This window comes from Arthrobacter sp. R4 (assembly GCF_051365025.1).
Classification (GTDB): Bacteria; Actinomycetota; Actinomycetes; order Actinomycetales; family Micrococcaceae; genus Arthrobacter.
The window spans coordinates 118030-140640 of sequence record NZ_JBLWIJ010000026.1 but is presented as its reverse complement, the minus strand read 5'-3'; the positions used below and the strand labels follow the sequence as shown (position 1 = coordinate 140640).

General features: G+C 64.0%; 21 protein-coding genes and 1 pseudogene. 3 read left to right on the top strand and 19 right to left on the bottom strand.

What is annotated here, in order from left to right:
* Positions 1-292 precede the first annotated feature (292 nt).
* The 5 genes from ACLKOZ_RS16710 to ACLKOZ_RS16690 form a co-directional block, all read right to left on the bottom strand.
* A complete protein-coding gene (locus ACLKOZ_RS16710; protein ID WP_337349214.1) occupies positions 293-589 on the bottom strand; it encodes a hypothetical protein in 297 nt (98 codons plus the stop codon).
* A 268-nt stretch (positions 590-857) separates the two neighbouring features.
* Positions 858-1430, bottom strand: coding sequence for an MOSC domain-containing protein (locus ACLKOZ_RS16705; RefSeq protein ID WP_436476648.1), 573 nt, complete (start codon positions 1428-1430; stop codon positions 858-860).
* Positions 1431-1524: 94 nt separating this feature from the next.
* Positions 1525-2619 (bottom strand): type I restriction endonuclease, encoded by a 1095-nt coding sequence (locus ACLKOZ_RS16700; protein ID WP_436476646.1) that lies wholly within the window; start codon positions 2617-2619, stop codon positions 1525-1527.
* A gap of 122 nt (positions 2620-2741) precedes the next feature.
* On the bottom strand, positions 2742-3335 hold the full coding sequence (locus ACLKOZ_RS16695; RefSeq protein WP_436476644.1) for a GNAT family N-acetyltransferase: 594 nt from the start codon (positions 3333-3335) through the stop codon (positions 2742-2744).
* Positions 3322-5445, bottom strand: coding sequence for a penicillin acylase family protein (locus tag ACLKOZ_RS16690; protein ID WP_436476642.1), 2124 nt, complete (start codon positions 5443-5445; stop codon positions 3322-3324). The genes ACLKOZ_RS16695 and ACLKOZ_RS16690 overlap by 14 nt, the downstream gene beginning before the upstream one ends.
* Before the next feature lie 167 nt (positions 5446-5612).
* On the opposite strand from ACLKOZ_RS16690, the gene ACLKOZ_RS16685 reads away from it, so the two are divergent.
* Positions 5613-6386: an oxygenase MpaB family protein gene (locus tag ACLKOZ_RS16685; RefSeq protein WP_436476640.1), complete on the top strand. Its 774-nt coding sequence runs from the start codon at positions 5613-5615 to the stop codon at positions 6384-6386.
* A 258-nt stretch (positions 6387-6644) separates the two neighbouring features.
* On the opposite strand, the gene ACLKOZ_RS16680 is transcribed toward ACLKOZ_RS16685, so the two are convergent.
* The 4 genes from ACLKOZ_RS16680 to hxlB all read right to left on the bottom strand — a co-directional run bounded on the left by ACLKOZ_RS16680 (position 6645) and on the right by hxlB (position 10551).
* Positions 6645-7634, bottom strand: a complete 990-nt coding sequence (locus ACLKOZ_RS16680) for a glucose-6-phosphate dehydrogenase assembly protein OpcA (RefSeq protein WP_436476638.1) — start codon at positions 7632-7634, stop codon at positions 6645-6647.
* Entirely contained in the window at positions 7631-9181 is a 1551-nt protein-coding gene (gene zwf, locus ACLKOZ_RS16675; protein ID WP_436476636.1) for a glucose-6-phosphate dehydrogenase, read from the bottom strand. Before zwf ends, ACLKOZ_RS16680 begins: the two co-directional genes overlap by 4 nt.
* Before the next feature lie 103 nt (positions 9182-9284).
* Positions 9285-9908, bottom strand: coding sequence for a 3-hexulose-6-phosphate synthase (gene hxlA / locus ACLKOZ_RS16670; protein WP_436476634.1), 624 nt, complete (start codon positions 9906-9908; stop codon positions 9285-9287).
* A gap of 46 nt (positions 9909-9954) precedes the next feature.
* The gene (gene hxlB, locus ACLKOZ_RS16665) at positions 9955-10551 is read right to left on the bottom strand and encodes a 6-phospho-3-hexuloisomerase (protein WP_436476632.1); all 597 of its coding nucleotides are present in this window, start codon (positions 10549-10551) and stop codon (positions 9955-9957) included.
* A gap of 155 nt (positions 10552-10706) precedes the next feature.
* Here hxlB and ACLKOZ_RS16660 point away from each other — a divergent pair, with 155 nt between their 5' ends.
* Positions 10707-12035 carry a LuxR C-terminal-related transcriptional regulator gene (locus tag ACLKOZ_RS16660; RefSeq protein ID WP_436476630.1) on the top strand — a complete coding sequence of 443 codons (1329 nt, stop codon included), beginning with the start codon at positions 10707-10709 and terminating at the stop codon, positions 12033-12035.
* 393 nt (positions 12036-12428) lie between these two features.
* Here ACLKOZ_RS16660 and ACLKOZ_RS16655 read toward each other — a convergent pair whose 3' ends face one another.
* The 3 genes and pseudogenes from ACLKOZ_RS16655 to ACLKOZ_RS16645 all read right to left on the bottom strand — a co-directional run.
* Entirely contained in the window at positions 12429-14477 is a 2049-nt protein-coding gene (locus ACLKOZ_RS16655; protein ID WP_436476628.1) for a BCCT family transporter, read from the bottom strand.
* Positions 14478-14487: 10 nt separating this feature from the next.
* A complete protein-coding gene (locus ACLKOZ_RS16650; protein WP_436476667.1) occupies positions 14488-14616 on the bottom strand; it encodes a hypothetical protein in 129 nt (42 codons plus the stop codon).
* A gap of 128 nt (positions 14617-14744) precedes the next feature.
* Positions 14745-14834: pseudogene (locus tag ACLKOZ_RS16645) on the bottom strand (bifunctional 3-phenylpropionate/cinnamic acid dioxygenase ferredoxin subunit); the annotation flags it as partial.
* Positions 14835-15171: 337 nt separating this feature from the next.
* Between ACLKOZ_RS16645 and ACLKOZ_RS16640 the strand changes: the two are divergent.
* Positions 15172-15399 carry an SRPBCC family protein gene (locus ACLKOZ_RS16640; RefSeq protein ID WP_436476626.1) on the top strand — a complete coding sequence of 76 codons (228 nt, stop codon included), beginning with the start codon at positions 15172-15174 and terminating at the stop codon, positions 15397-15399.
* A 39-nt stretch (positions 15400-15438) separates the two neighbouring features.
* Here ACLKOZ_RS16640 and ACLKOZ_RS16635 read toward each other — a convergent pair whose 3' ends face one another.
* From ACLKOZ_RS16635 to ACLKOZ_RS16605, 7 genes are all read right to left on the bottom strand, one after another.
* On the bottom strand, positions 15439-16239 hold the full coding sequence (locus ACLKOZ_RS16635) for an IclR family transcriptional regulator (protein WP_337349238.1): 801 nt from the start codon (positions 16237-16239) through the stop codon (positions 15439-15441).
* 195 nt (positions 16240-16434) lie between these two features.
* On the bottom strand, positions 16435-17916 hold the full coding sequence (locus tag ACLKOZ_RS16630; protein ID WP_436476624.1) for a catalase: 1482 nt from the start codon (positions 17914-17916) through the stop codon (positions 16435-16437).
* A gap of 7 nt (positions 17917-17923) precedes the next feature.
* Entirely contained in the window at positions 17924-18409 is a 486-nt protein-coding gene (locus ACLKOZ_RS16625; RefSeq protein ID WP_436476622.1) for a molybdenum cofactor biosynthesis protein MoaE, read from the bottom strand.
* A complete protein-coding gene (gene fdhD, locus ACLKOZ_RS16620) occupies positions 18396-19274 on the bottom strand; it encodes a formate dehydrogenase accessory sulfurtransferase FdhD (RefSeq protein WP_337352257.1) in 879 nt (292 codons plus the stop codon). Before fdhD ends, ACLKOZ_RS16625 begins: the two co-directional genes overlap by 14 nt.
* Entirely contained in the window at positions 19262-20578 is a 1317-nt protein-coding gene (locus tag ACLKOZ_RS16615; protein WP_436476620.1) for a molybdopterin molybdotransferase MoeA, read from the bottom strand. Before ACLKOZ_RS16615 ends, fdhD begins: the two co-directional genes overlap by 13 nt.
* 111 nt (positions 20579-20689) lie before the next feature.
* A complete protein-coding gene (gene fdhA / locus ACLKOZ_RS16610) occupies positions 20690-21907 on the bottom strand; it encodes a formaldehyde dehydrogenase, glutathione-independent (protein ID WP_337349124.1) in 1218 nt (405 codons plus the stop codon).
* A 248-nt stretch (positions 21908-22155) separates the two neighbouring features.
* Positions 22156-22560, bottom strand: a complete 405-nt coding sequence (locus tag ACLKOZ_RS16605) for a GlcG/HbpS family heme-binding protein (protein ID WP_337349125.1) — start codon at positions 22558-22560, stop codon at positions 22156-22158.
* Positions 22561-22611: the final 51 nt, after the last annotated feature.

Genomic DNA, 22611 nt, shown 5'->3' with positions numbered 1-22611 from the left:
GAGCCCGGCGGGAGCGAGCATCTCGGTCTTCGAAGGTCAGCTCCTTCCCAGCGATTCAGGCCGGCCGTGTGTCTGGACCTACGCCGGTTTCCCGGCAGGCAAAGTCGGGGCAAGAGACGCCCGGTGGGCAGTTCCGGAGCACCACAGACTATAGAGGCAGTAAACGCAAGCGGACGACGGCGGGAACCTCCCGCCGTCGTCCGCTTCGTTTCGTGGGCTGTTCAGTCCGTCCACCGCTATCGCGCCCGAGTCCAGGCCCTGAGCACGGTCCAGGCGACTGTGGCGGCAGCACTCACCCTGGGTGCCGGGATGGTCCCGGTGACGCCTTGCTTTTTCGCACAGCCGCAACGACGCTGACCGTTACGGTCAAGGCAATAAGGACAATGATTCCGGAGAAGTTAGGCTGGAATTGCAGGGCCAGCGCGCCGTTTTCGGTTCCGGCCGTGGCTTTGAATATCCCCAGTAGGGTCGCCGGAGAACCAGTCGAAATGGCTATCACGCTGGTAGCCACGCACAGGATGAAGGACAGTGCCAGTCCCGCCGCCACTCCGTCCAGGACAGCTCCGATAATTTTCGACGCCTTGTTCATGGATGTCCCTCCTCAAAACGGTCAACGCAACGCGCCGCCTGTGGTTGTTCCTTCGCCAGGAAAATAGCGCGACGTGTTGCCTATAGGTAGTGGAAGTGGGCAAATCCCGTGGAGATTTCCCAAAAATAGACGAATTCTAAGGCTATTTAGGGGTGGTTCCCGGAGACCTAGGTATAGGCCGTTTCGCTGGAAGTGCCTGGCCCCTCCGGACCCTGAGGAACCTACCCACCAAATGTTGCTGACAGGTCCGTTGAGTCGTTGCCTGACGCTAGGGCAGTCGGGAAGGCCGGAGCAGCGTTGGCGCACCGGCTCGTTTGGGGTCCAGCAGTACCGGACTGATCAGCACGGCCGGCCCGCGGTTAAGGACGCCGTCGCTCAGTACTTGGCAGCGGATGCCGCCACGTCCGCGCATTGCCTTGTGGGCGCCCGGGGCGAGCATCTGGTCCATCCATGCGCAGGGGTGAGCGGGACGGCCTGCCTTGAACCTTGCCACGTTGCCGTGTGATTCGAGGGCAAATTCGCCGCCGAGCAGGGGAGGCAGGTCCGCTCCCCGAAGGATCACATTGCGCCGTGTCAGCAGCGGGTTGAAAGGCGCCGTTCCCAGTTCAGCGGCGATGGACTCCAGTGCTTCGACGGCCATCACCGTGACGGCGGCGTCCATGTGCGCCGCTTTGCCGAAGAACCGGTCGCCCACGATCCCTTTGCCGGCCACGAGCTCAAACCGGTCCGCATCCGTAGTGGGGACGTCGGCGGCGCCTTCGCGGGCCCGCCCGAAATATGCATGCGCCGGAGAGACCAGCAGGTGCAGGACCTCCACGTCGTACCGGTAGGTTGCCGTCATTCCCTCAAACTATCGCGTCCCGCCGTGTCCAGCGATAGGCGCGGGCGTTCGACGGCGGCCGGATATGCCGCCGTCAAACGCTTGGGGTGGAGGATTACTGAAGGTAGCTCTTGACGCTTGCCCGCAGGGCTTCGGTGTGTTCGTAGATTTCCTCAAGCGAGGTGATGGGAACCCGCGTTTCTTCCTTGTTGTCGTCGAAGATCCCGATGTACTTCTGTGTCCGGTTGAAGTGCAGGCGTGCGATCGGCTTGCGGTTGTTGTCGTCTAGCAGGACTGCGAAGTATGACTTGGCGTCCCGCTGCACGACTCGGGCAGGCTTGACCTCGCTGCACACGATTGCTCGGACAATTTGGTAGCCCTCGATTTCCTCCAAAGTTGTTTCGAGGCTGTCAGCTTCAGCGAGGTCTGCCTCGGCAACAGGGCCGCTAGTGACGGCGGCAGCGACAGTGATGTCTTCGTTCTGCGGGAAGCTCGGAGAACCCAGCGCTTTCTTCAGTCGCTCATTCACTTGGTCATTCAGGAACTGCTTGGAGGCCTTTGTGACCAGTGCAGTGAACTGCTCACGCACTTTCTGCGTATAGGCGCCCGTATAAACCCGGCCCGTCAGGAATTTGATCCACTCATCTTCCGGCTCTTTGAACTGAGCTGCGAGGGTCCGCTTCAATTCACCGATGTACTTCAGTTCACCAGCCGCATTGATGATTGACTCCAGATCGAAAACGTCTTTCGATAATTTCTGCAGTTCGGGGATGAGGGATTCATCAATGTCGTTGAGATCCAGGACCAAGAACGGCTTGGCGTCCATGCGGTTGGGAGCATCGAGGTCGGTGAAAAACTGATAGACCTCGCCGTTTGTGAGGATTGCGATTCTCGCATTCGTCACGGCGAAGTAGCGGAACAGCTGAGATGCGTGCTCAATCTTCACTGGTTCTGTGGACTTCTTGCACTCGATCAGGATCTGCACTTCACCGTCTTTGACGATGGCGTAGTCGATCTTCTCACCCTTCTTCAGCCCGACGTCCGCTATGAACTCCGGTACAACTTCCATTGGGTTAAAGACGTCGTAGCCGAGGATCGTCGAAATGAACGGCATGACAAAGGCATTTTTCGTTGCCTCTTCAGTTTGGATTGCATCTCGCTGCTGACGAACCTTTGCTGCCAGCGCGGAGAGTTTTTCGGCAAATTCCATTCTTCCCCCTTGAAGAATTGATGGTGGAGCTAACCGTAGCGCAGCACAATGACAATTGTGAGGAGGAACGCCCGGCGATAGGCAGGGCGTTTACTCCTCCAGCTGAGGCAGGTGCATCGGCGCTACCCCTTCCGGGACTCGAACCGTTCGCGGGTGAGGAATACCAGCTGTGCTTCCTTCTCAGCCAGCTGTACGTGGGCGCCGGCCTCGAACCCGAAGCTCACGAACCGCCCGATCGCCTTGCTGTTCCGGGCGTCCGGCTCCGCGACAACGCGGTCCTTGGCAGGGTCGGACAGCAGGAACCGGATCAGGCCCGCGAGCACGGTGGCGGTGAAGTTCGGGACCGTACGTGTAGCCGGAGCCAACAGCAGATGCAGCCCGGTGTCCCCGGGGCGCGCCGGGTAGGCATCAGCCACCGGATCCTGCAGCGGCTCGTAGGTCTGGAACAGTCCCGCGGGTTCGTCATCGACGGAGATCAGATAGGCGTGATGGGTGTCCAGGCTGTCCACGAACAGATAGATGTCCCGGACTTCGTCCCGGCCCATCGACTGCATGCCCCAGAACCTCGCGCGGTCCTCCCTGACCCAGCCATGCAGCAGGTCCGCGTCGCTTTCCGGAGCGAGCGGGATGAGCCTCAGCTGCCCCAGGCCAGGCAGCTCTTCCGTGTAGACGGCGTCCCTGACGGAGAGCGGAACGGCAGTGTCAGCGTGGGTCATGGTTCTCCTTGGTCAGTTGCTCCCAGTCGGTGATGACGGGGATGAGGTCACCGGCAGCCCAAAGGGGCAGCTGGCTGGCGAAGTGCTCATGGTCGGGGTGTCCCGAGGCGCCGAACGGGACGATCCAGCGGCTCGCGGCCCGGTCCACCAGATCCCAGACGTAGCGGGCCACCGGTCCGCGGAACGACCCGTCGGTCACCCCGGGCAGGCTCTCTGTGGACAGGACGCAGCCGGTATCACCGGACAAACTGGTGAGGGGGACTGTGGGCGCCAGTCCGCGGGGGCCGTGCTCGTCCAGGGCATGCAGCGGCAGCACAGTATGGCTGGATCCCCACGTATCGGTGGGTGCTGCTGCTGCCACTTCCTCCAGCGCCTCCCCTGCGGCCCCGGCGACATCGACGCCGGCTGCCGGACCGTCGGCGATCAGCGTTTCAAGGGCGAAGCCCACCCGCGAGGCGGCGTAGAGCCAGGGACCGAAGAGAGGGGAGTGGCCGTGTGGTTCGGCCAGGGGCAGCAGTTTGGGCGTGCGCGCCAGGGCGAGGACCAGCGCAGACCTCCAGGCCGCAAACGCGCCGGCGCCGCTGCTGTTTCCATCCATGTGGCCGTCCCATGACAGCAGCCGCTCCCGGAGGGCAACCGCCGGAGCAGAAAGCGAACCGCATCCCCGGAGCAGGGCGCGGAGCGTTGGCCAGGAACCGAGATGCGTGTCCATGTGGATCCGCTGCATGGCAGCTGCATCCAGCCCAGGCCCATGATCCTCCAACAGGTGCCGGATCCGCCGGGAGCGGTGGGCGGGGGCGAACTCAAGCCCCAGCAGTTCTCCGCCGCCGGATTCGCGGTCGTTGGCGTTCACGGCCAGGGAAGGCACATGGGACCTGGGCATTTTCTCCCACGCACCCGTCCACTGGTGGTCCGCCGCCCACGCAGGGACAGGGCGGACCCGGTTGTGCCGGCTTCGGACGGGGACCTTTCCGGCGACCACTTGGCGGACATCACCGCTGGTATCGGCAACCAGCACACAGTTCACCGGCTCCACCCAGGAGTCCAGCGCTGCCTCCACGTCGGCCGCGGATCGGCTCCGCAGGAGCGGCAGGAGGGCCTCGAAGCCCAGGGTTCCCGCCCACCGCGCCGGCGTCCGCAGGCTCAGCGCACCGCCGTCGGACCCTCCCGAGATGACCGGACCCCGGGCAGTTTCGATGACCTCCACGGTTTCCGCCGCCGAGCCGCGCACCAGAATCTCTTCCGCGTGGTGCGCGAGGACAGGTTCCCAGCCACTCGGCCCCAATGCGGCAACCCCGCCGTCCTGGTCCCGCAGCCGCTCGCGGAACAGGTCCTGGTAATCGGCCATGGCATTAGTGACAGCCCAGGCGACTGACCCGGCGTGGCCAAAATGGGGGATCCCGGGCACGCCGGGGAAAGCCAGCCCGACGACGTCGAACTCCGGGCACGCGAGCCGTACCTGCTGGTAGACGCCCGGCAGTTCCATGAGGCGATGCGGATCGCCTGCGATGAGTGGTGAACCGGACGCGGTCAGCTTGCCCGCCGCGGCCCACGCGTTGCTGCCGGCCCACACGGGAGCTTCGATACTGAACAGGCCCACCGCGTCGTCGCCGAGGGTCGTGGCCACGTGTTCGCGCCAGAGTTTGTTGGGGAACGTGCCGAAGAGAATGTGGTGGACCAGGAAAACACCCAGCGGCGTCCACGGCTCCCAGGGGGCGGGTGCGGTCTCCGTTGCGCGGAACTCGTCGGCATCCCGGCGGCCTGTTTCGAGTGCATGGTTCACGCCGTCGACGTAGGCCGTGCACCAGCGCCTGGTGTCGTCGTCGAGGTTCTCAAAGCACCGGCGCGCTGTGTCATCCAGCCGCACCCGGCGCGCAAACCGGTCCCAGTCCAGCCCGTCCGCTCCCAGACGCTCAGCCGTGCTGCCTTCTGACCGCCAGCGTTCCATCTCGATCTGCCAGGAACGGTCGGCGGCAGCGTTGTAGCCCTGAAGGAAGGACAGCTCGTCAGGGGAGCCTGCCCGGAGGTGCGGAATGCCCCATGGGTCCCGGAAGATCTCCGGCGGCATGGCCGGGGAACTGTCGCTGGGGGCAGTTTCAGTGGTGGTCACGTGGATCTCCGTGGTTAGGTAAGCCTTAGCTAACCAAAGAATAGGGTGGTGCGGCGGGTTCGCCAAAATGTTGCGCCAGAAAACGGGAGCGGACGACGGCGGGAGGCGGCCGCCATCGTCCGGTCCCGGCGTGCCCGGTGTTGGCTGTCTCCGGTACATTTGTGGGCATGGTTCCCGGACTTGCCGACATAGGCGCAGAAGGCATTCTGCTCGCCGGGGCAGGCCGCGCCATTTTGCTGCAGATAGCCAACCCGGCCGTGGGCCACGGCGTTGCGGAGCACAGTCACTTCACGGAACGACCGCTCGACCGCCTTCGCGGCACTCTTACTTACGTCTACGCGATCGTCTATGGCACCGAGGGGCAGGTGGCAGCCGTCCGCCGCCGGGTGAACCGCGCCCATGCACCGGTCCAGCGCGCCCCGGATGAAACCTCGAACGGGTACAGCGCCTATGACGCGGATTCGCAGCTCTGGGTAGTGGCTACGCTGTACGACACCGCCGTCACCATCTTCGAGCGGGTCTATGGACCGCTCGACGACGAAACGGCCGATCTGATGTACCGCGACTACGCGAAACTTGGGACAGCCCTGCAGCTCCCGGCGGAACTATGGCCGCCGGACCGGGCGGCGTTCCGCGTCTACTGGAACTCTCGCGTAGAGTCCCTCACTGCCGACGACGCCGCAGTGCGTGTGGCCCACGGCCTCCTCCATCCGCGGGGCGGGCCGCTCTGGTACCGCGCCGTCATGCCGTTTGCCCGGTTCCTCACCGCCGGCCTGCTGCCGGACCATCTGCGCGACGGTTTTGGATTGCCCTGGAGCGCAAGCCATGGGCGCCGATTCGACTTCACTATGAAGTGCACTGCCGTGGTTTATCCGCGGTTGCCGCAACGGATCCGGCACTGGTTCAAGAACTACTGCCTGGGGCAATTGGACGCCGCCTAGCAGCGCCGGCCGGGGCCACGCCGCGCGGTAGCCCACGGGCTCCACCCCTGCGTCCACGGATTCAGAACAGGCTGGCCGGCGATAGCCCCAGGATCCGCGGCTCCATGGATAGGTGCGGATAGCTGGACCCGAGGTCACCACCCGGGGTATTGCAACGATGCGTAGGTAATCCCAAGCATGGCCAACATGCCAAGAACGCCTACTGACCAACCTTCGATGGTCTTTCGCAGCTTCTCATTGCGTCTGCTGTGAGTATCGCTAAGCATGGACGAGCCGCCCTGCCCGGCAGTCATCCAGTGCGCGTTCCGCCGGTGCAGTCTCGGCAGGATTTGCAATTTTGGGTGGCCACTCCAAAGACTGGACCACTTGGCCGAAGACCTCGTCGGGGTCGAGGCGGCGGAGTTCTTCGGCGAGGCAGTCGCGGAGGCTGCGGCGTGGCAGGGAGATGCGTTGGGCGGGTTGGCCTGGTTGGGTGAGTTCGGCGATGGAGAGTCCGGGGCGGAAGAGTTGGACGTCGCCGCCGGGGCGGGTGAGCCGGACACGGCGGATGCCGGTCCCGGCGGGGTCCGCGACGATGGTGACGGGGGCGTCCAGGGACAGGGTGAGCCAGGCTGCGAGCAGGATGGTGGAGGGGGAGTCGGAGGCTCCTTCGACGGCGACGGCGGTCACCGGTGAGGAGTCGACCTGGTCCAGGACGGCGGCGAGCTGGATCCGCCAGTTGGTCAGCCGGGTCCAGGCGAGGTCGGTGTCGCCGGCCTTGTACGTGGACCGGATGTTTTCCAGCGCCAGTTGGGGGTCCGGTTCGTTGGCCGAGTCCGTGATCCGGCGGTGCGCGATCCGGCCGATCGAGGTTTCGCAGGCGTTCTCCGGCGCCCCGTGCGGCCACCAGGCCACGATCGGGGCATCGGGCAGCAGCAGGGCCGCGACGAGTGATTCGGACTCGTGCGCGAGTTCGCCGTAGCCGCGCAGCACGATGACTTCGGACGCGCCGGCGTCCCCGCCGACCCGGATCTGCGCGTCGAGCCGGTCCGGGGCCTGCGCTCCGGCGTCGGCGAGCACGATGATCCGGCAGGGGTGTTCGCGGCTGGCCTCGTTCGCGGCTTCGATCGCTTCTTCCTCGAGCCCGGACTTGGTCACGACCACCAGGGTCAGCACCCGGCCCAGGGCGATCACGCCGCCCTGTTCACGCAGCGACATGATCTTCTTGGAGATCTTCGAGGTAGTGGTGTCCGGCAGGTCTACGATCATGGCCTTCTCCAGGTTCGTCCGTCACGGGCCAGCAGCTCATCAGCGCTGGCGGGTCCCCAGGACCCCGGGGCGTAGGGTTCGGGCTGTTCGTTCAGGGTGGCCCAGTAGTCCTCGAACGGGTCCAGGATCTTCCAGGACAGTTCCACTTCCTCGTGCCGCGGGAACAACGGCGGCTCACCCAAAAGCACGTCCAGGATCAAACGCTCATACGCCTCCGGAGAGGACTCGGTGAACGAGTGCCCGTACCCGAAGTCCATCGTCACGTCCCGGACTTCCATCTGCGTGCCCGGGACCTTGGACCCGAACCGGATCGTCGCGCCCTCATCGGGCTGGACCCGGATCACCACCGCGTTCTGCCCGAAGTCATCCTCGCCATGGTCACGGAACAACAGGTTCGGCGCGCGTTTGAACACCACCGCGATCTCCGTCACCCGCCGGCCCAGCCGCTTGCCCGCGCGCAGGTAGAACGGCACCCCGGCCCAGCGCCGGGTATGGATATCCACCCGGATCGCGGCGAACGTCTCGGTGGTCGAATCCGCCGGGATGCCCTCTTCCTCCAGATACCCCTGGACCTGCTCCCCGCCCTGCCAACCACCGGCGAACTGGCCCCGCGCCGAATGCGTGGACAAATCCTCCGGGAGCTTGACCGCGGCCAGGACCTTTTCCTTCTCCGCCCGCAAATCATCGGCGTTAAACGAAATGGGTTCCTCCATCGCGGTCAGCGCCAGCAACTGCAGCAGATGGTTCTGGATCACATCCCGCGCAGCACCCACACCGTCGTAATACCCCGCCCGGCCACCGGTGCCGATGTCCTCGGCCATCGTGATCTGGACATGGTCCACATAATTCGCGTTCCACAACGGCTCGAACAACTGGTTCGCGAAACGCAACGCCAGGATGTTCTGCACCGTCTCCTTGCCCAGGTAATGATCGATCCGGAACACCGCATCCGGCGGGAACACCGACTCCACAATGTCATTCAACGCCCGCGCCGACTCCAGGTCATGCCCGAACGGCTTCTCGATCACCACCCGCCGCCACTTCTCCCCATCAGCCTGCGCCAGGCCATGCTTAGACAACTGACGGCAGACCTGCTCAAAGGCCTTCGGCGGGATCGAGAGGTAAAACGCGTGATTACCCCGCGTCCCACGCTCCTCATCCAACAACGCAATCGTGTCACCCAGACGCTCAAACGCGTCATCATCATCAAACTCGCCCTGAACAAACCGGACACCCTCGGACAACTGGTTCCACACCGCCTCATCAAAAGGCGTCCGCGCATAAGCCTGCACCGAGGACTTCACCTCAGCAGCGAACTCCCCATCACTCCACGCCCGCCGCCCAAAACCCACCAACGCGAAACTCGGCGGCAACAACCCCCGGTTCGCCAGGTCATACACAGCCGGCATCAGCTTCTTACGCGCAAGATCACCAGTCACCCCAAAAAGCACCAACGACGACGGACCAGCAATCCTGTTCAAACGACGATCACGCGGATCCCGGAGCGGATTCTTGGTTCGGGGTGACCGGACGAGGGTATCTGGCATTTGCTGCTTTCTGGGCGGAGGACAGTATCGGGCCGAGGGGTGCCACTACCAGATGCGGCGGCCGGCACCTTCCGGTGCCGACCGCCGCATCTTGGGTGTGGGATCAGGCGATGGCGGCCTTGAGTTCCTTTGCTGCCAGTGCGGGGTCGGCTGCACCGTAGATGGCGCCGCCGGCTACGGCAACCTCAGCCCCGGCCCGCTGGACGGCTTCGATGGTGGAGAGGTTGACGCCGCCGGCCACCGAGAAGGGCACGCGCGCTTCGGAACCGGCGCTGAGCAGTCCGTTCAGGTCGAAGCCAGGCTTGGCCTGCTCGTCCAGGCCTGCGTGGAACTCCACGAACTCGGCGCCGAGTGCCCGTGCTTCCTTGGCGCGGGTGGCCTTGTCCGGCACACCAATGAGGTCCACGACGATGCCTTTGTTGTGTGCGCGGGCGGCCTTCACGGCACCTGCGATGGTGGAATCGTCGGCGCTTCCCAGCACGGAGACGAGGTCGGCGCCGGCCTTGAACGCGATGTCGGCTTCGAGTTCTCCGGCGTCCATGGTCTTCATGTCTGCGAAGACGATCTTGTCAGGGTGGGCCTGCTTGACTGCGGTCACAGCGGAAAGTCCGGCTGCCTTGATCAGGGGTGTACCGAGTTCGATGATGTCAACGTACTCGGCGACCTTGCCGGCCAGCTCAAGCGCGTCTTCGGTGGTCAGGAGGTCCATAGCTACCTGAAGCTTCATGATGTTTCTCTTTCTGTTGGTGTTGGTGTGGCGTAAAAGGAGGGGCTTATTCGAGGTTTGCGTGCCGGAGCCAGAGTTCTTCAGCTGGCGCGTCGGTGTCGTTCCAGATGGTTTGGAAAACGGCTTCGGTCAGGACGAAGAGGACCTGCTCGAAAAGGCTTCCCGAATACTGGCGAGTGACACTGGAACCGTGATCCGTCTTTTGTGCGGCAGGTACGATCACCAGCGAATCCGCCAGGTCCGCGAGGCGGGAGTCGGGGTTGGTGGTCACCGCGGCCACGCGGGCACCCGCCGCCGCAGCTGTTTCGGCAGCCTTGACCACGCCGGAGGTGGAGCCGGAGCCGGACGCCACCAGAAGCACATCGCCGGCGCGGATGGCCGGAGTTGTGGTGTCGCCCGCTACGTGGACGTTGAGGCCGAGATGCATCAACCGCATGGCAGCCATGCGGAGGACGAGGCCGCTGCGGCCGGCACCGGCGACGAAAACCCTGTCGGCGGAACGGATGGATGCCGTCATTGCTTCCAAACGGTCTCCATCGACTTGGGCCGCCGTGCCACTGATTTCCCCGGAAATGAGGGACAAGTTCTGGAGAATTGCCTCGGCGCTGAGGCGGTCCGATGAACCGATTGCTGTTGGACCCACAATTACTTCCTTCGCTCTGTTGGAGGCGTCCATCCATCTGGGATGTATTCCGCCATCAATCCTGCCGCTGCTTTGGTATGGGTGTAACGCCCACTAAAGGTGGTTCTAGCTATACTTTCTGGTAGTTCGTGCTCTGCTCCTGCCGAAAGGACCCCATGACCAGCTCGCCAGTGGACAGGCTCCCACCCCTCACGCCGCCCGGCAGCCCCGGCACCCCGGCTTTGCCATGGCCGTTGCTGCAGTCCATCGCGGCGGTGGCGAACGCGCCATTGACGTCCATAGCGGAAGAGTTGCGGAAGGCGCTGGCTCCTTATCTCGCCAGCAGCGCCCTGGTGATCTTCACGGAGGACTGCACCGGCAGGCCCCAGAAGAAGGCGGGTTTGGAGAGCATCATCTCAGGGGTGTCCATCGAGGAGCTGGACAGCCTCCGCGCTGCCCTTAGCGGGGAAGAACCTTGGGTGGGGGATGCCGTGATTGCCGCAAAGGAACGTCCGGTACTCGCGATGAAGTACCTCTCCAGCAGGGCCTTGCTGGTGCTTACGGATCCTGTTGTGCCCGACTCTGAGGCCGGTAACGCGGAAGCGGGCGCGGACATCGCCAAGTACCTCTGGCACCTTGCCGCGCGCAGGATTCACGAAAAGGTCGCGGATGCTCCGCCTGCATACTTGTTGGAGTCCAGGGCGGCGTCAGCTGAACGCCTCCGGGTGACTTCCGAGTTGGTGGACCAGCATGCGACAACGCTTGAGATCGTCGCCGGGGCGCTGAGGTCAACGGCGATGGACGACGCCGCAGCACGTGCAGCAGCCACGGATTTGGTGGCCAAAGCCCTTGTCAGGCTTCGCACGTTGAGTGACAGGACCACGGACCTGATCGAAGAACCGGTGGCCAGGGCCTTCGAGCGCCTCCGGGAAGACCTTCTCCCACTGACGCGTTTCAGCGGGGTGGAGGTGCAGTTCGTCGAACCTCCCCTGAACGGGCGGGCCCTCCCGGGCGAAGTCGCCCATGCAGCCCGGGCCATCGTGCGGGGCCTACTGCTGGCCATGCTGGACCAGCCGGAAGTCCGAAGGGTCCGGGCCCAGTGGGATTGCGACGGCGAGAATCTGCTGATCAATGTCCGCGACGACGGCGGCGGCACTCTTGCCGCCGACGCATCCAGTTTGGGCAGGCTGGACCGGCGGGTTCAGGCCCTGGACGGAAAGATGCAGGTAGATGTCATGCCCGGCTGGGGTACAGATGTCTCCGTGACGCTTCCGCTGGATGCCCCCCAGGCTGCTCCTGCCGACGTCAGCGCCTGGAAATTGGGCAGTCGCGAGTTGGAAGTGCTGCAGCATCTGGCGTCCGGTCAGCGGAACAGGTCGATCGCGGGCGCCCTCAACATCAGTGAAAACACGGTCAAGTTCCACGTGGGAAACATCTTCCGGAAGATGGGTGTCACTTCGCGTACGGAGGCCATAGCTCTGGCAACCAGCATCGGCCTGCGGTGAATTGAAACACTAGGCGCTTGATTGCTTTTCCCGGACCGGCGCAGTACCGGGACGCTCAGCTGAACGGTCAGGGCCTTGGGGCTGATGCGGCGCGGCCGCCGTCAGCGGATACCAAGGTCGCTGTCAACATACGAGCCGGGGCGGTCTTCGGTGTGGTGTTGGCAGTTGCAGCAACCATCCACCTGCAGCCGAACGGTCACTGGACTCGATGCTTCAAGCCGGATATCCACCGGCTCCTTTCCGTTCCGGCTGACCCGGAGAATCGGGGGTTGATCGTGGCGATCGTACATGTACTGACCTTTGCGGCTGAGTGGGGGTGTGAGTGCGCCCCGGCGGCACGGGCTGGGGAGCCGCGTGCCACCGGGGCGGATTGCTACTGACGGTGAACCTTTTTTACTCCCGGTCCGCCCGTCGGGTCTGGACGGTCGGGATGCTGCCCGTGTGGGTGCCGCCCTGGTGGGAGTCCGGGTCAGGACAGGAATCAGCGCAATCATGCTTCGTGACAAGGTCGAACTGAACGCCGCCGTGCTGTTCCACGCCAGTCCTGATGGCCCGTTCGACGACCGAGGTAGCCAGGCGCCGTCGCAGGGACAGCGGATCCCGGCGCAGGTCCTTGGCGAGGGCAAAGCAGAGCAGGAGCATGACGACGATGAACGGTAGCGCTGCGACGATGGTGATGCGTTGCAGGCCAGCCAAGGCTTCCGACGGTTCATCGCCACCGGCCAGCAGCATGACCGCTGCCACGGCGCCGGTGAGGCTGCCCCAGAAGATCACCACTCCGCGGCGGGGGTGCTCGGCGCCGTTGGAGCTGAGCGATCCCATCACGATGGAAGCAGCATCGGCACCGGTGACAAAGAAGATTGCCACCAGGACCATGGCCAGGACGATGACGCCAACAGTAAGCCAGCCGGGCATACCAAGGTTCTTGACCAGGTCGAAGAGTGCACCGTCGAAGTTGACGGACGAGACGCCGTCGACCGTTGTTACCAGCCCGGGTGTTCCTGCCTTGTCAGCTTCCTGCTGGACGTGGAAAGCGGCTCCGCCGAAGATGCCAAACCAGATCACGCTGACGACGCTGGGCACCAGCAGCACGCCGGTGACGAACTGGCGGATGGTGCGGCCGCGGCTGATGCGGGCAATAAACATGCCTACGAAGGGCGTCCAGGAGATCCACCAGGCCCAGTAGAAGATGGTCCAACCGGTCATCCAGCTCCGAAGGGCCTCATCGCCGACCGCTTCGGTCCGGGACGACATCTCGGCCAGGTCGCGGGCGTAGTCGCCGACGGCGGACGGGATCAGGTTGAGGATGAACAGGGTGGGGCCGGCAATGAAAACGATCAGTGCTAGGACGACGGCCAGGACCATGTTGATGTTGGAGAGCCACTGGATGCCGCGGCTGATGCCCGAGACGGCCGAAGCGACGAAGCAGAAGGTCAAGACGGCGACGATCCCCACAAGCACGGGCGTGCCGATTTCGCCGAACCAGCCGTTGGAGGTCATGCCGCTGCCGATCTGCAGGGCGCCGAGGCCCAGGGAAGCAGCCGTACCAAAGAGTGTGGCGAAAATAGCCAGGATGTTGATGAACTTCCCGAGCGGGCCTTCCACCATCCTGATGCCGAAAAGTGAGGTGAAGGCTGCGGAGACCAGTTGCCTGCGGCCCAGGCGGTAGGTGCCGTACGCCATGGCGATGCCTACCACTGCGTACATTGCCCAGGGGTGCAGGGTCCAGTGGAAGATCGAGGTGGCCATGGCCGTCTGGATGGCTGCCGGGGTGCGGCCGTCCACGGTTCCGGGCGGGGGAGAGATGTAGTGGTAAAGCGGTTCGGCAACACCGTAGAACATCAGGCCGATGCCCATGCCGGCGGCGAACATCATCGCGACCCAGGAGACGGTACGGAATTCGGGCTTCTCGCCGTCCTTGCCCAGCGGGATGTTGCCGAACTTGCCCAGGGCCAGCCACAGGACAAAAACGACAAACAGGGAAGCCAGGACCATAAAGAGCCAGCCGGTGTACTCCATGACCCAATTCAGGGCGGTCGTGGAGGTAGCGGAGAGGCTGTCGCGGCCCACGAAGCCCCAGACGACAAAGGCGATGGCGATGGCGCCGGTGATTCCGAACGTTACTTTGTCGAGGGTGAGCGAGTGGTTCCGGCGCAGGGAGACGGCCTGCTCGGTCTTGGCATTGCGCAGTTCCTCCAGGATCTGCTCATACTCTTCGGTATCCGGCAGTGGTTCTGCGCTTCCGTCCTCCGGATCGAGGACGGCGGGGTTTGTGTCTTCTTCTTTGGAGACACTGATGACTTCTTTGGTATTGCCCAAACTTTCGGGCTCCTCACTAGGGTGAGTCCTTGCCAGACCGTTGTCGGCGGGCAACTCCTCAGGTGTCAGGGGTTTTAGGTCACTATTAATAGCCATGAGCGGGTCCTTTGCTCGGCGAGTCATGGGCTTGCGGTTAAACATGGCCGGCTGTTAGTCCGGGCGGAAGGTTGGGGCCTTCGTCCGATTCGATGACCATGATGTTGCCATCGACGATTTGCTCTTCGTGAGTCCGGACCGGCAGTTTGGCCGGCGGTTGGTCCACGCCTCCTGAACGGAGGTTGAACCTGGATGCGTGAAGCGGGCACCCGACCCAACATTCCTCCACATAGCGTCGGCCAGTGAAGCATCCTGGTGGGTACAAGTGTCGTCGATGGCGAAGATCTCGCCCTCTTCTGTGTGGAAGACGGCGATGGGTGGAGCTGTGTCGAGCCTTAATGCCTCCCCGGGAGCAAGTTCACTGAGCGGGCAGGCGTTGTGCATATTGCACCTCTTCAGGTTTGGGATCAGGTTTCTCGTGCAAGGAAGGCTGCAAAGCCTTCGTTTCGTTCCGCAGGGATCAACACATTTCGCGCTAAGCAACAGAGTGCGCCTCGTCACAGCCCAGTGTCAAGGTATTTCTGCATCTTCATGACGTATTTCTAAGGGACCAAGCCGCATCTTGACACTCAGCGTGGCATGCGGCACCCTGTTGCTTATCATGATCCTTGTTGCGTAGGAAGCAATTCAGAAGGAGAGAACATGGAGAGGCTCGCGATCGTGGGAGCATCTTTGGCTGGTCTTTCTGCAGCCAAGGCAGCCCGCGCTCAGGGCTTCACCATTGAAGGCTCAGAAGGGCTGGACCACATCCCGGATGGATGTGACGGCTTCTGTGGAGCTGTTCCACCGCGTCAACCAGCAGGCCTTCGATGCGTGCGAACGCTGCGAGCCTGCCATGGGCTCGAGGGTCTACTCCAAGGGTGGTGTGCTGGTCCGCAGCGAACACCACATCCGCGCCTTCCACGACTGGATCGAAGGAAAAGTCGGCGACGCTATCAAGCCTGCCTAGACACCCTATGAGAACGCCAGGCCGGCCCTTAGGGCAGGCCTAGCGGCGTCTGTAGCCCATTTTCCCGCTGATGGCCATACCTGCTTCGCGGAGGCCGTCAATGAGCCCAGGCTGCTCCTCGGGCGTGAACCGGAACGCAGGACCGGAAATGCTCACCGCCGCGATGACACTCCCCAAGTGGTTGAAGATGGGAACGGCCACCGCCGTCAGGCCGATTTCGAATTCCTCGTGGACCACAGCGTAGCCCTGCCGGGCGACATCCAGCAGCTGCTTCTCCAGCTCCCCGCGATTCGTAATGGTTCGCGGCGTGCGGGCCGGCAGGCCGACCGTCCTGAGGATGGTGTCCCTTTCGTCCGCCGGCAGGGCAGCGAGCAGCACCTTGCCGCTGGAAGTGGCGTGCAGGGGTGTCAGGCTGCCTACCCAGTCGTAGGTCGCAAGGGTAGAAGGGCCCATGGCCTGGTCCACGTTGACAGCGAAGTTCGATCGAAGGACCGCCAGATTTACGGTTTCCTTGTACTGCGTTGCCAGGCTCTCCAGAACTTCCCTGGCCTCGCGCACAACGCTCAAGCGTCCAGGGATGGACGATGCCAATCTCAGGATTCCAAACCCCAGCTGGTACTTGCCGCGTTCATTATTCTGGCGGACCAGTTCCCGGCCCAGCAAGGATCCTACGAGCCGGGACACGGTGGACTTGTGGACGCCCATCTCCTCAGCGATCTCACTGACGCCGGCATCGCCCTCGCGAGCGAGAATTTCCAGAATCTGGAGGGCGCGGTCAACCGATTGGACGCCGCCGCCCTGAGCGTCTGCGTCCGGGTCTTGGTCGTTACGTGCGGCCATTGTGCCTCATGTCATAGTCCATGCAGGGTGCCTTGGGACTGGGAGTCCCAGCTGACCTGCGCCCTCATCATGTTCATCCTAGACCGACTCGCCTGCGGCCCCTCAATTGGCATAGGACGCGGGTTCGCGACCCGCTGCCGCCGGCAAACAAAAGAGGGGCACCCCAATGGGGTGCCCCTCGAACCGGTCGGCGGGTTAGCCGATTTTGTTGGCTGCTTCGGCGTCGGAGAGCGGTGCTGTGCCGAGGTTGGCGCGGAGTTTGGCGCCGAGTTCGGCGTCGACGTTGGTCCAGTATTGGATGGCGCGTTCCTTGATGCCGGGGCTCTTCACGCCGCCCACGGCACCGGTGATGGTGCCCAGGAAGCGGGCTTTGGCGGCGTCGTCGTAGACCTCGCGGTAGAGCGTGCCGGCCTGGCCGAAGTCGCTGTCCTCGGCGTGCAGGGTGTGCGCGGAGAGGGTCAGCTCGCCGTCGTTCTCCCAGCCGCCGGCGGGGTTCTGCGGCTCTACGGCTGCCGGGCCGCCCACGGAGTTGGGGGCGTAGACCGGGGTGCTGGGGGCGTTGAACAGGTAGCGTCCGGCGCCGTCCTGGCTGTAGTTGTTGACCTGGTTCCTGGGCTGGTTTACCGGGATCTGGGCGTGGTTGGTGCCCACGCGGTAGCGGTGTGCGTCGGCGTAGGAGAAGATGCGGGCCTGGAGCATTTTGTCCGGGGACGCGGCGATGCCGGGCACGAAGTTCGAGGGCGCGAAGGTGGCCTGTTCGATCTGCGCGAAGTAGTTCTCCAGGTTCTTGTTCAGTTCCATGGTGCCGACCTTGATCAGCGGGTAGTCCGCGTGCGGCCAGACCTTGGTGAGGTCGAAGGGGTTGAAGCGGTAGGTCTTGGCGTCCTCGTAGGGCATGACCTGGACGTGCAGGTCCCAGGACGGGAAGTTGCCGGCGGCGATGTTTTCGGCGAGGTCGCGGATGTAGAAGTCCGCGTCGGATCCGGCCAGCTCTTCGGCCTGCTCGCCGGTGATGGTCTTGACGCCCTGGTTGGACTTGAAGTGGTACTTGACCCAGAACCGTTCGCCCGCGGCGTTGATCCACTGGTAGGTGTGTGAGCCGTAGCCCTGCATTTCGCGCCAGGAGGCCGGCAGGCCGCGGTCGCCCATGAGCCAGGTGACCTGGTGCGCGGATTCGGGGGACAGGGTCCAGAAGTCCCACTGCATGTCGGCGTCGCGCAGGTGGGTGCCCGGGAGGCGCTTCTGGGAGTGGATGAAGTCCGGGAATTTGATGCCGTCGCGGATGAAGAAGACCGGGGTGTTGTTGCCCACGAGGTCGTAGTTGCCCTCGGAGGTGTAGAACTTCACGGCGAAGCCGCGGGGATCGCGCCAGGTGTCCGGGGAGCCGTTCTCGCCCGCGACGGAGGAGAACCGGATCAGCATCTCGGTCTCGGCGCCGGGCTGCAGGAACGCGGCCTTGGTGTAGGCAGAGATGTCCTCGGTGGCCCTGAACGTACCGAACGCGCCGCCGCCCTTGGCGTGTACAACGCGCTCGGGCACCCGCTCGCGGTTGAACTGGGCGAGCTTTTCGATCAGGTAGTGGTCAGTCAGGATGATGGCACCGTCGGCACCAACTGACTTCGAATGCGCGTCGGACGTAACCGGCGCACCTGACTGGGTGGTTGAAATGGCAGTCATTATTCTCCTATTTCTCTATTACTTGCGAGGGACGTTCAGAAGGAAGTTGTTGGCCTGCGCCGACCCATTCCACGGTGCCGTCTGCGAAGAATTGCTCTTTCCAGATCGGCACCCGTGCCTTGATGCGGTCCACAAGCTGTGAGCACACCTCAAAGGCCTGGCCACGGTGGGCTGCTGACACGGCACAGACCAGTGCAGGATCACCCACCTCCAGCAGCCCCACACGGTGGGCGGCCCAGATGCGGACCGGCTTGTCGGCCTTCCCGGCATGCTCCGCGACCAGTTCTTCCACCACTTGGGCGAGGACGCGATGCGCGGTGGGGTGGGCCGAGTAGCCTAATCTGCTGACGGCCATGCCGCCGTCGTGGTTTCGGACCACTCCGCTGAAGCTGACCACCGCCCCGGCTTCATCGCCCTGGACTGCCGCTGTGGCCCGGTCCACCGAGATGGGGGCCTCGCTGAGCTCGGCGAGGACAACGTCAAAGCTTGGCATAGGTTTCCTCGCGGGCCTTCTGCGGACGGCCCAGCCTTTCGCGCCCGGCGTAGACATTCAGGCTGTGTCCCCTGCTGAATCCAACCAGCGTCACTCCGGTTTCGACGGCGAGGTCGGCGGCCAGGCTGGAGGGCGCGCTCACAGCAGACAGGACGGGAATGCCGGCCATGGCGGCCTTCTGGACAAGTTCGAAGGACGCGCGCCCGGACACCTGGAGGACGGTGCCACTCAGAGGCAGCAGGTTTTGGCGCAGCGCCCAGCCCACCACTTTGTCCACAGCGTTATGGCGTCCGACATCCTCCCGGAGGCACAGCAACTCAGGGCTGGCGCCATCCACCTTGAAAAGGCCGGCCGCATGGACGCCGCCCGTCTTGTCGAACACCGCCTGGGCCTCGCGAAGCCGCTCCGGCAGTTCGGCGAGGACATCCACGGGAATCTGCAGCGTGTCCCGGGCAGGATCGAAGGGAAGGGTCTTGCGGACGGAGTCGATCGAGTCTGTCCCGCAGATGCCGCAGGAGCTTGAGGTATAGACATGCCGCATGGTGTCAGGCATGCGTACATCCGGCCTCAACTGGGCCTCGACCACGTTATATGTCTGTTCTCCCCCGGCATCGCCGGCGCAAAAGCGCAGCGATACCAGCTCGGAGTGGGAACTGATGATGCCTTCCGAGACCAGGAACCCGGCCACCAGGTCGAAATCGTCGCCCGGGGTCCTCATGGTGACAGCGAAGGAGCGGCCGCCGATGCGGATTTCCAGGGGCTCCTCAGCGGCGAGTATGTCTTCCTTGAACCGCACCGGGTACTCGGTGCCGGAACCGTCCAGGTGGAAGCGGTGGATCTTGCGGCGCTGTGTCATGCGGGCCATGGGGTCCTCCGTGCGCGGTTGGTGGTGGTATGGATTGTTTCGTTGGGCTGCGTCCAGGGGAGCGGGAGCACAGGAACCGGCTCGCCGGACTGGACTCCAGCAGGGGGAACGGCCATGATGCCGTCGGCACAAGCGAGTCCACGCATCATGCCGGGTCCCGTATGCGAGGCGGGGAAGGCAAGCCCCTCGATGAACGTGCAGGGAATCAGGCGCGTACGGCCGGGGCACGGATCAATGTCAGCCGCGGAAGTCACTTGTCCAACGTCGCTCAGGGGCTTGCCTCCGAGTGCCTCCAGCAGCGGTCCACCTACGGTGATCAGGGCCATCATTGCTGCCAGGGGGTTACCGGGCAGCCCGACGACGAAGCGGCCGTCCGGGAGCTTGGCCAGGACCGCGGGGTGGCCCGGCCGCATGGCGATGCCATCCACCAACAGCTGTCCGCCGAGGGCAGCGATGGCGGCGCGAAAATGATCTGTCCCGGAACAGCCCGTTCCGCCGGTGGTAATGGTCAGGTCCGGCATCGACCCGGGAAACGCGTCAGAACCGCCAAGTGCCGCGAGCCACTCGGGGTAGGAATCCCCGATCCGCAGGGAGCCGCCAGGCGTGCCACCGAGAAGGGAAATGACAGTCCCCAGCTGCGGACCAAACGTGTCCCTGACCTGGCCTGGTTCCGGAACGCCCGACGTGACTACTTCGGAACCGGTCAGCACTATTCCGACCACCGGCTTGGCCTGCACCTGCAGGTTGTCGTGGCCAGCCACGGCGGCGAGGGCAAGGTGGCCCGGGTTCAGCGTTGTGCCGGCCGGGATCAGCACTTCCCCGGCCGCAGCTTCCTCGCCGGCAGGACGAATGTGTTGGCCCCGGCCGGGTTCGCCTTCCTTTGCCCTGTCATTGAGTCGCAGGAGAAGGCTGCCGTCAGCGCCGCGGAGCACCTGGCCGCTTTCCTTGCGGAGTATCGATTGGGCGCCAACGGGTACTAGTCCGCCGGTGGCTATGACACTGGCCCGGCCGGGAAGCAAAACGGGCTCATGGCGGGTAAGGATCCAGGGACCGCCACCGTTGACGGCCCAGCCATCCATGGCAGAGGAGGCGTAATGGGGGAGTTCTTGCAGGGCGGCGACGTCACGGGTCAGGGTGTGGCCCGCTGCCAAGGCGAGCGGAAGCTCCACAGGGGCGAGCGGGACGGCGCAATCGAAAGCCAATTGCCGGGCTTCGAGCCAAGTGGGGGAGGGATGTCCGGAAGGTGGCCCTGCGGAGCGCAACACCGGACTGCTGCCGCTGGTGGCGGTATCTTGGGCGAGCAAGGGTGCCCCTTCCTGAGGGTAGTGATGCACTGAAATTGTGCGGGCCGGGGACCGCGAGGCGTGCACCACGTGGTGCTTGCCCCGCAATCCCCGGCCCGGTCAGTTGAGGTGCTACGCCTTGACGTATCCATTCGGGTTCAGCACGAACTTTGTTGCCGAGCCGGCGTCGAATTCGGCGTAGCCGCGCGGTGCATCCTCCAGCGGGATCGCTGTGGCGTTCACTGCCTTGGCGATCTGGACCTTGTCATGCAGGATGGCCATCATCAGCTGGCGGTTGTATGACATGACGGGGCACTGGCCAGTGGTGAAGGACAGGGACTTTGCCCACCCGGTGCCCAATGACAGCGACAGGGAACCGTGCTTGGCGGCGTCGTCAATTCCACCGGGGTCGCCAGTGACGTACAGGCCGGGGATGCCCAGGGCCCCACCTGCGGCTGTGATGTCCATGAGGGAATTCAGCACCGTGGCCGGGGCTTCATGGGATGCATCCTTTCCGTGCCCGCGGGCTTCGAATCCAACAGCATCGACACCGCAATCCACTTCGGGAACGCCAAGGATCTGCTCGATCTGGTCCTTCGGATCTCCGTTGGAGACGTTCACCGTCTCGCACCCGAAGGAGCGGGCCTGCGCCAGACGGTCTTCGTTCATGTCACCGACAATGACGACGGCGGCACCGAGCAACTGCGCACCGACGGCGGCTGCGAGGCCAACCGGGCCGGCGCCGGCAATGTACACGGTCGACCCGACGCCCACTCCGGCGGTGACTGCGCCGTGGAACCCGGTGGGGAAGATATCCGAGAGCATGGTCAGGTCCATGATCTTTTCCAAGGCCTGGTCGCGGTCCGGGAACCTGAGCAGGTTCCAGTCAGCGTAGGGGACCAGCACGTATTCTGCCTGTCCACCCACCCAGCCGCCCATGTCCACGTAACCGTAGGCGCTGCCCGGACGGTCCGGGTTGACGTTCAGGCAGATGCCGGTCTTGCGTTCCTTGCAGTTCCGGCAACGGCCACAGGAGATGTTGAACGGTACGGAGACGATGTCTCCGACTTTGATGAACTCCACGTCCGGACCGACTTCCACCACTTCACCGGTGATTTCGTGGCCGAGGACGAGGTCCTTGGGAGCGGTGGTGCGGCCCCGCACCATGTGCTGGTCGGAACCGCAGATGTTGGTGGTCACTGTGCGCAGGATCGCACCGTGGGGTACTTTCCGGCCCACATTGGCCGGATTGACGCCGGGCCCATCCTTGAGTTCGAACGTCGGGTAGTCGGTATTGATAATTTCGACGACACCGGGCTCTTTGTAGGCGACGGCTCTGTTTCCTGACATGGACACTCCTTTTGGCTGCGGGGTGGTGCTGGGATTTGGTGCCAGGCCTGCCATCTCGGATTGCCTTGCACTGGTCCGGCAAGTTGCCGGCGCTGCCCCGTTGCCCGAAAGCGGTGCTTCGATGAGGATACCTCCCCAGGTTTCAGGCCACCGAAGCACCATTCACGGAAACGGGACAGTTCATCCTTCGCGAGGACGAAGGCTGTCAGTGGGATGCCGTGCCGGTGGCATGGCATCCCCGGTCCTGCCTAGCGCTGGGCGGCAGCGCCTGCGGAAGCTACGGTGTGGTCGTTCTCCACCGTGCTGCCGCTGACGCCGATTGCGCCAATGACAGTACCGTCCTCATCGTGCAGGGGGAGTCCGCCCGGGAACGTGATAAGTCCGCCGTTGGAGACTTCGATGTTGAACAGCGGGCCCCCTGGCTGGGACAGTTCGCCGATGGATCCCGTTGCCATGTCAAAGTAGCGGGCAGTGCGGGCCTTCTTGATGGAAATGTCGATGCTGCCGAGCCAGGCACCATCCATGCGGGTGAAGGCCTTGAGGTTGCCGCCGGCGTCCACTACCGCGATGTTCATGGCGGTGCCGGTTTCACGGGCCGACTCACGGGCGGCGCCGAGGATGGCATCGGCCTGGGCTTGAGTGATATCAGACATTGCTTCTCCGTTGATGGTGTCTGGTGTGTGTTAGTGCTGTTGGTCGTCGCG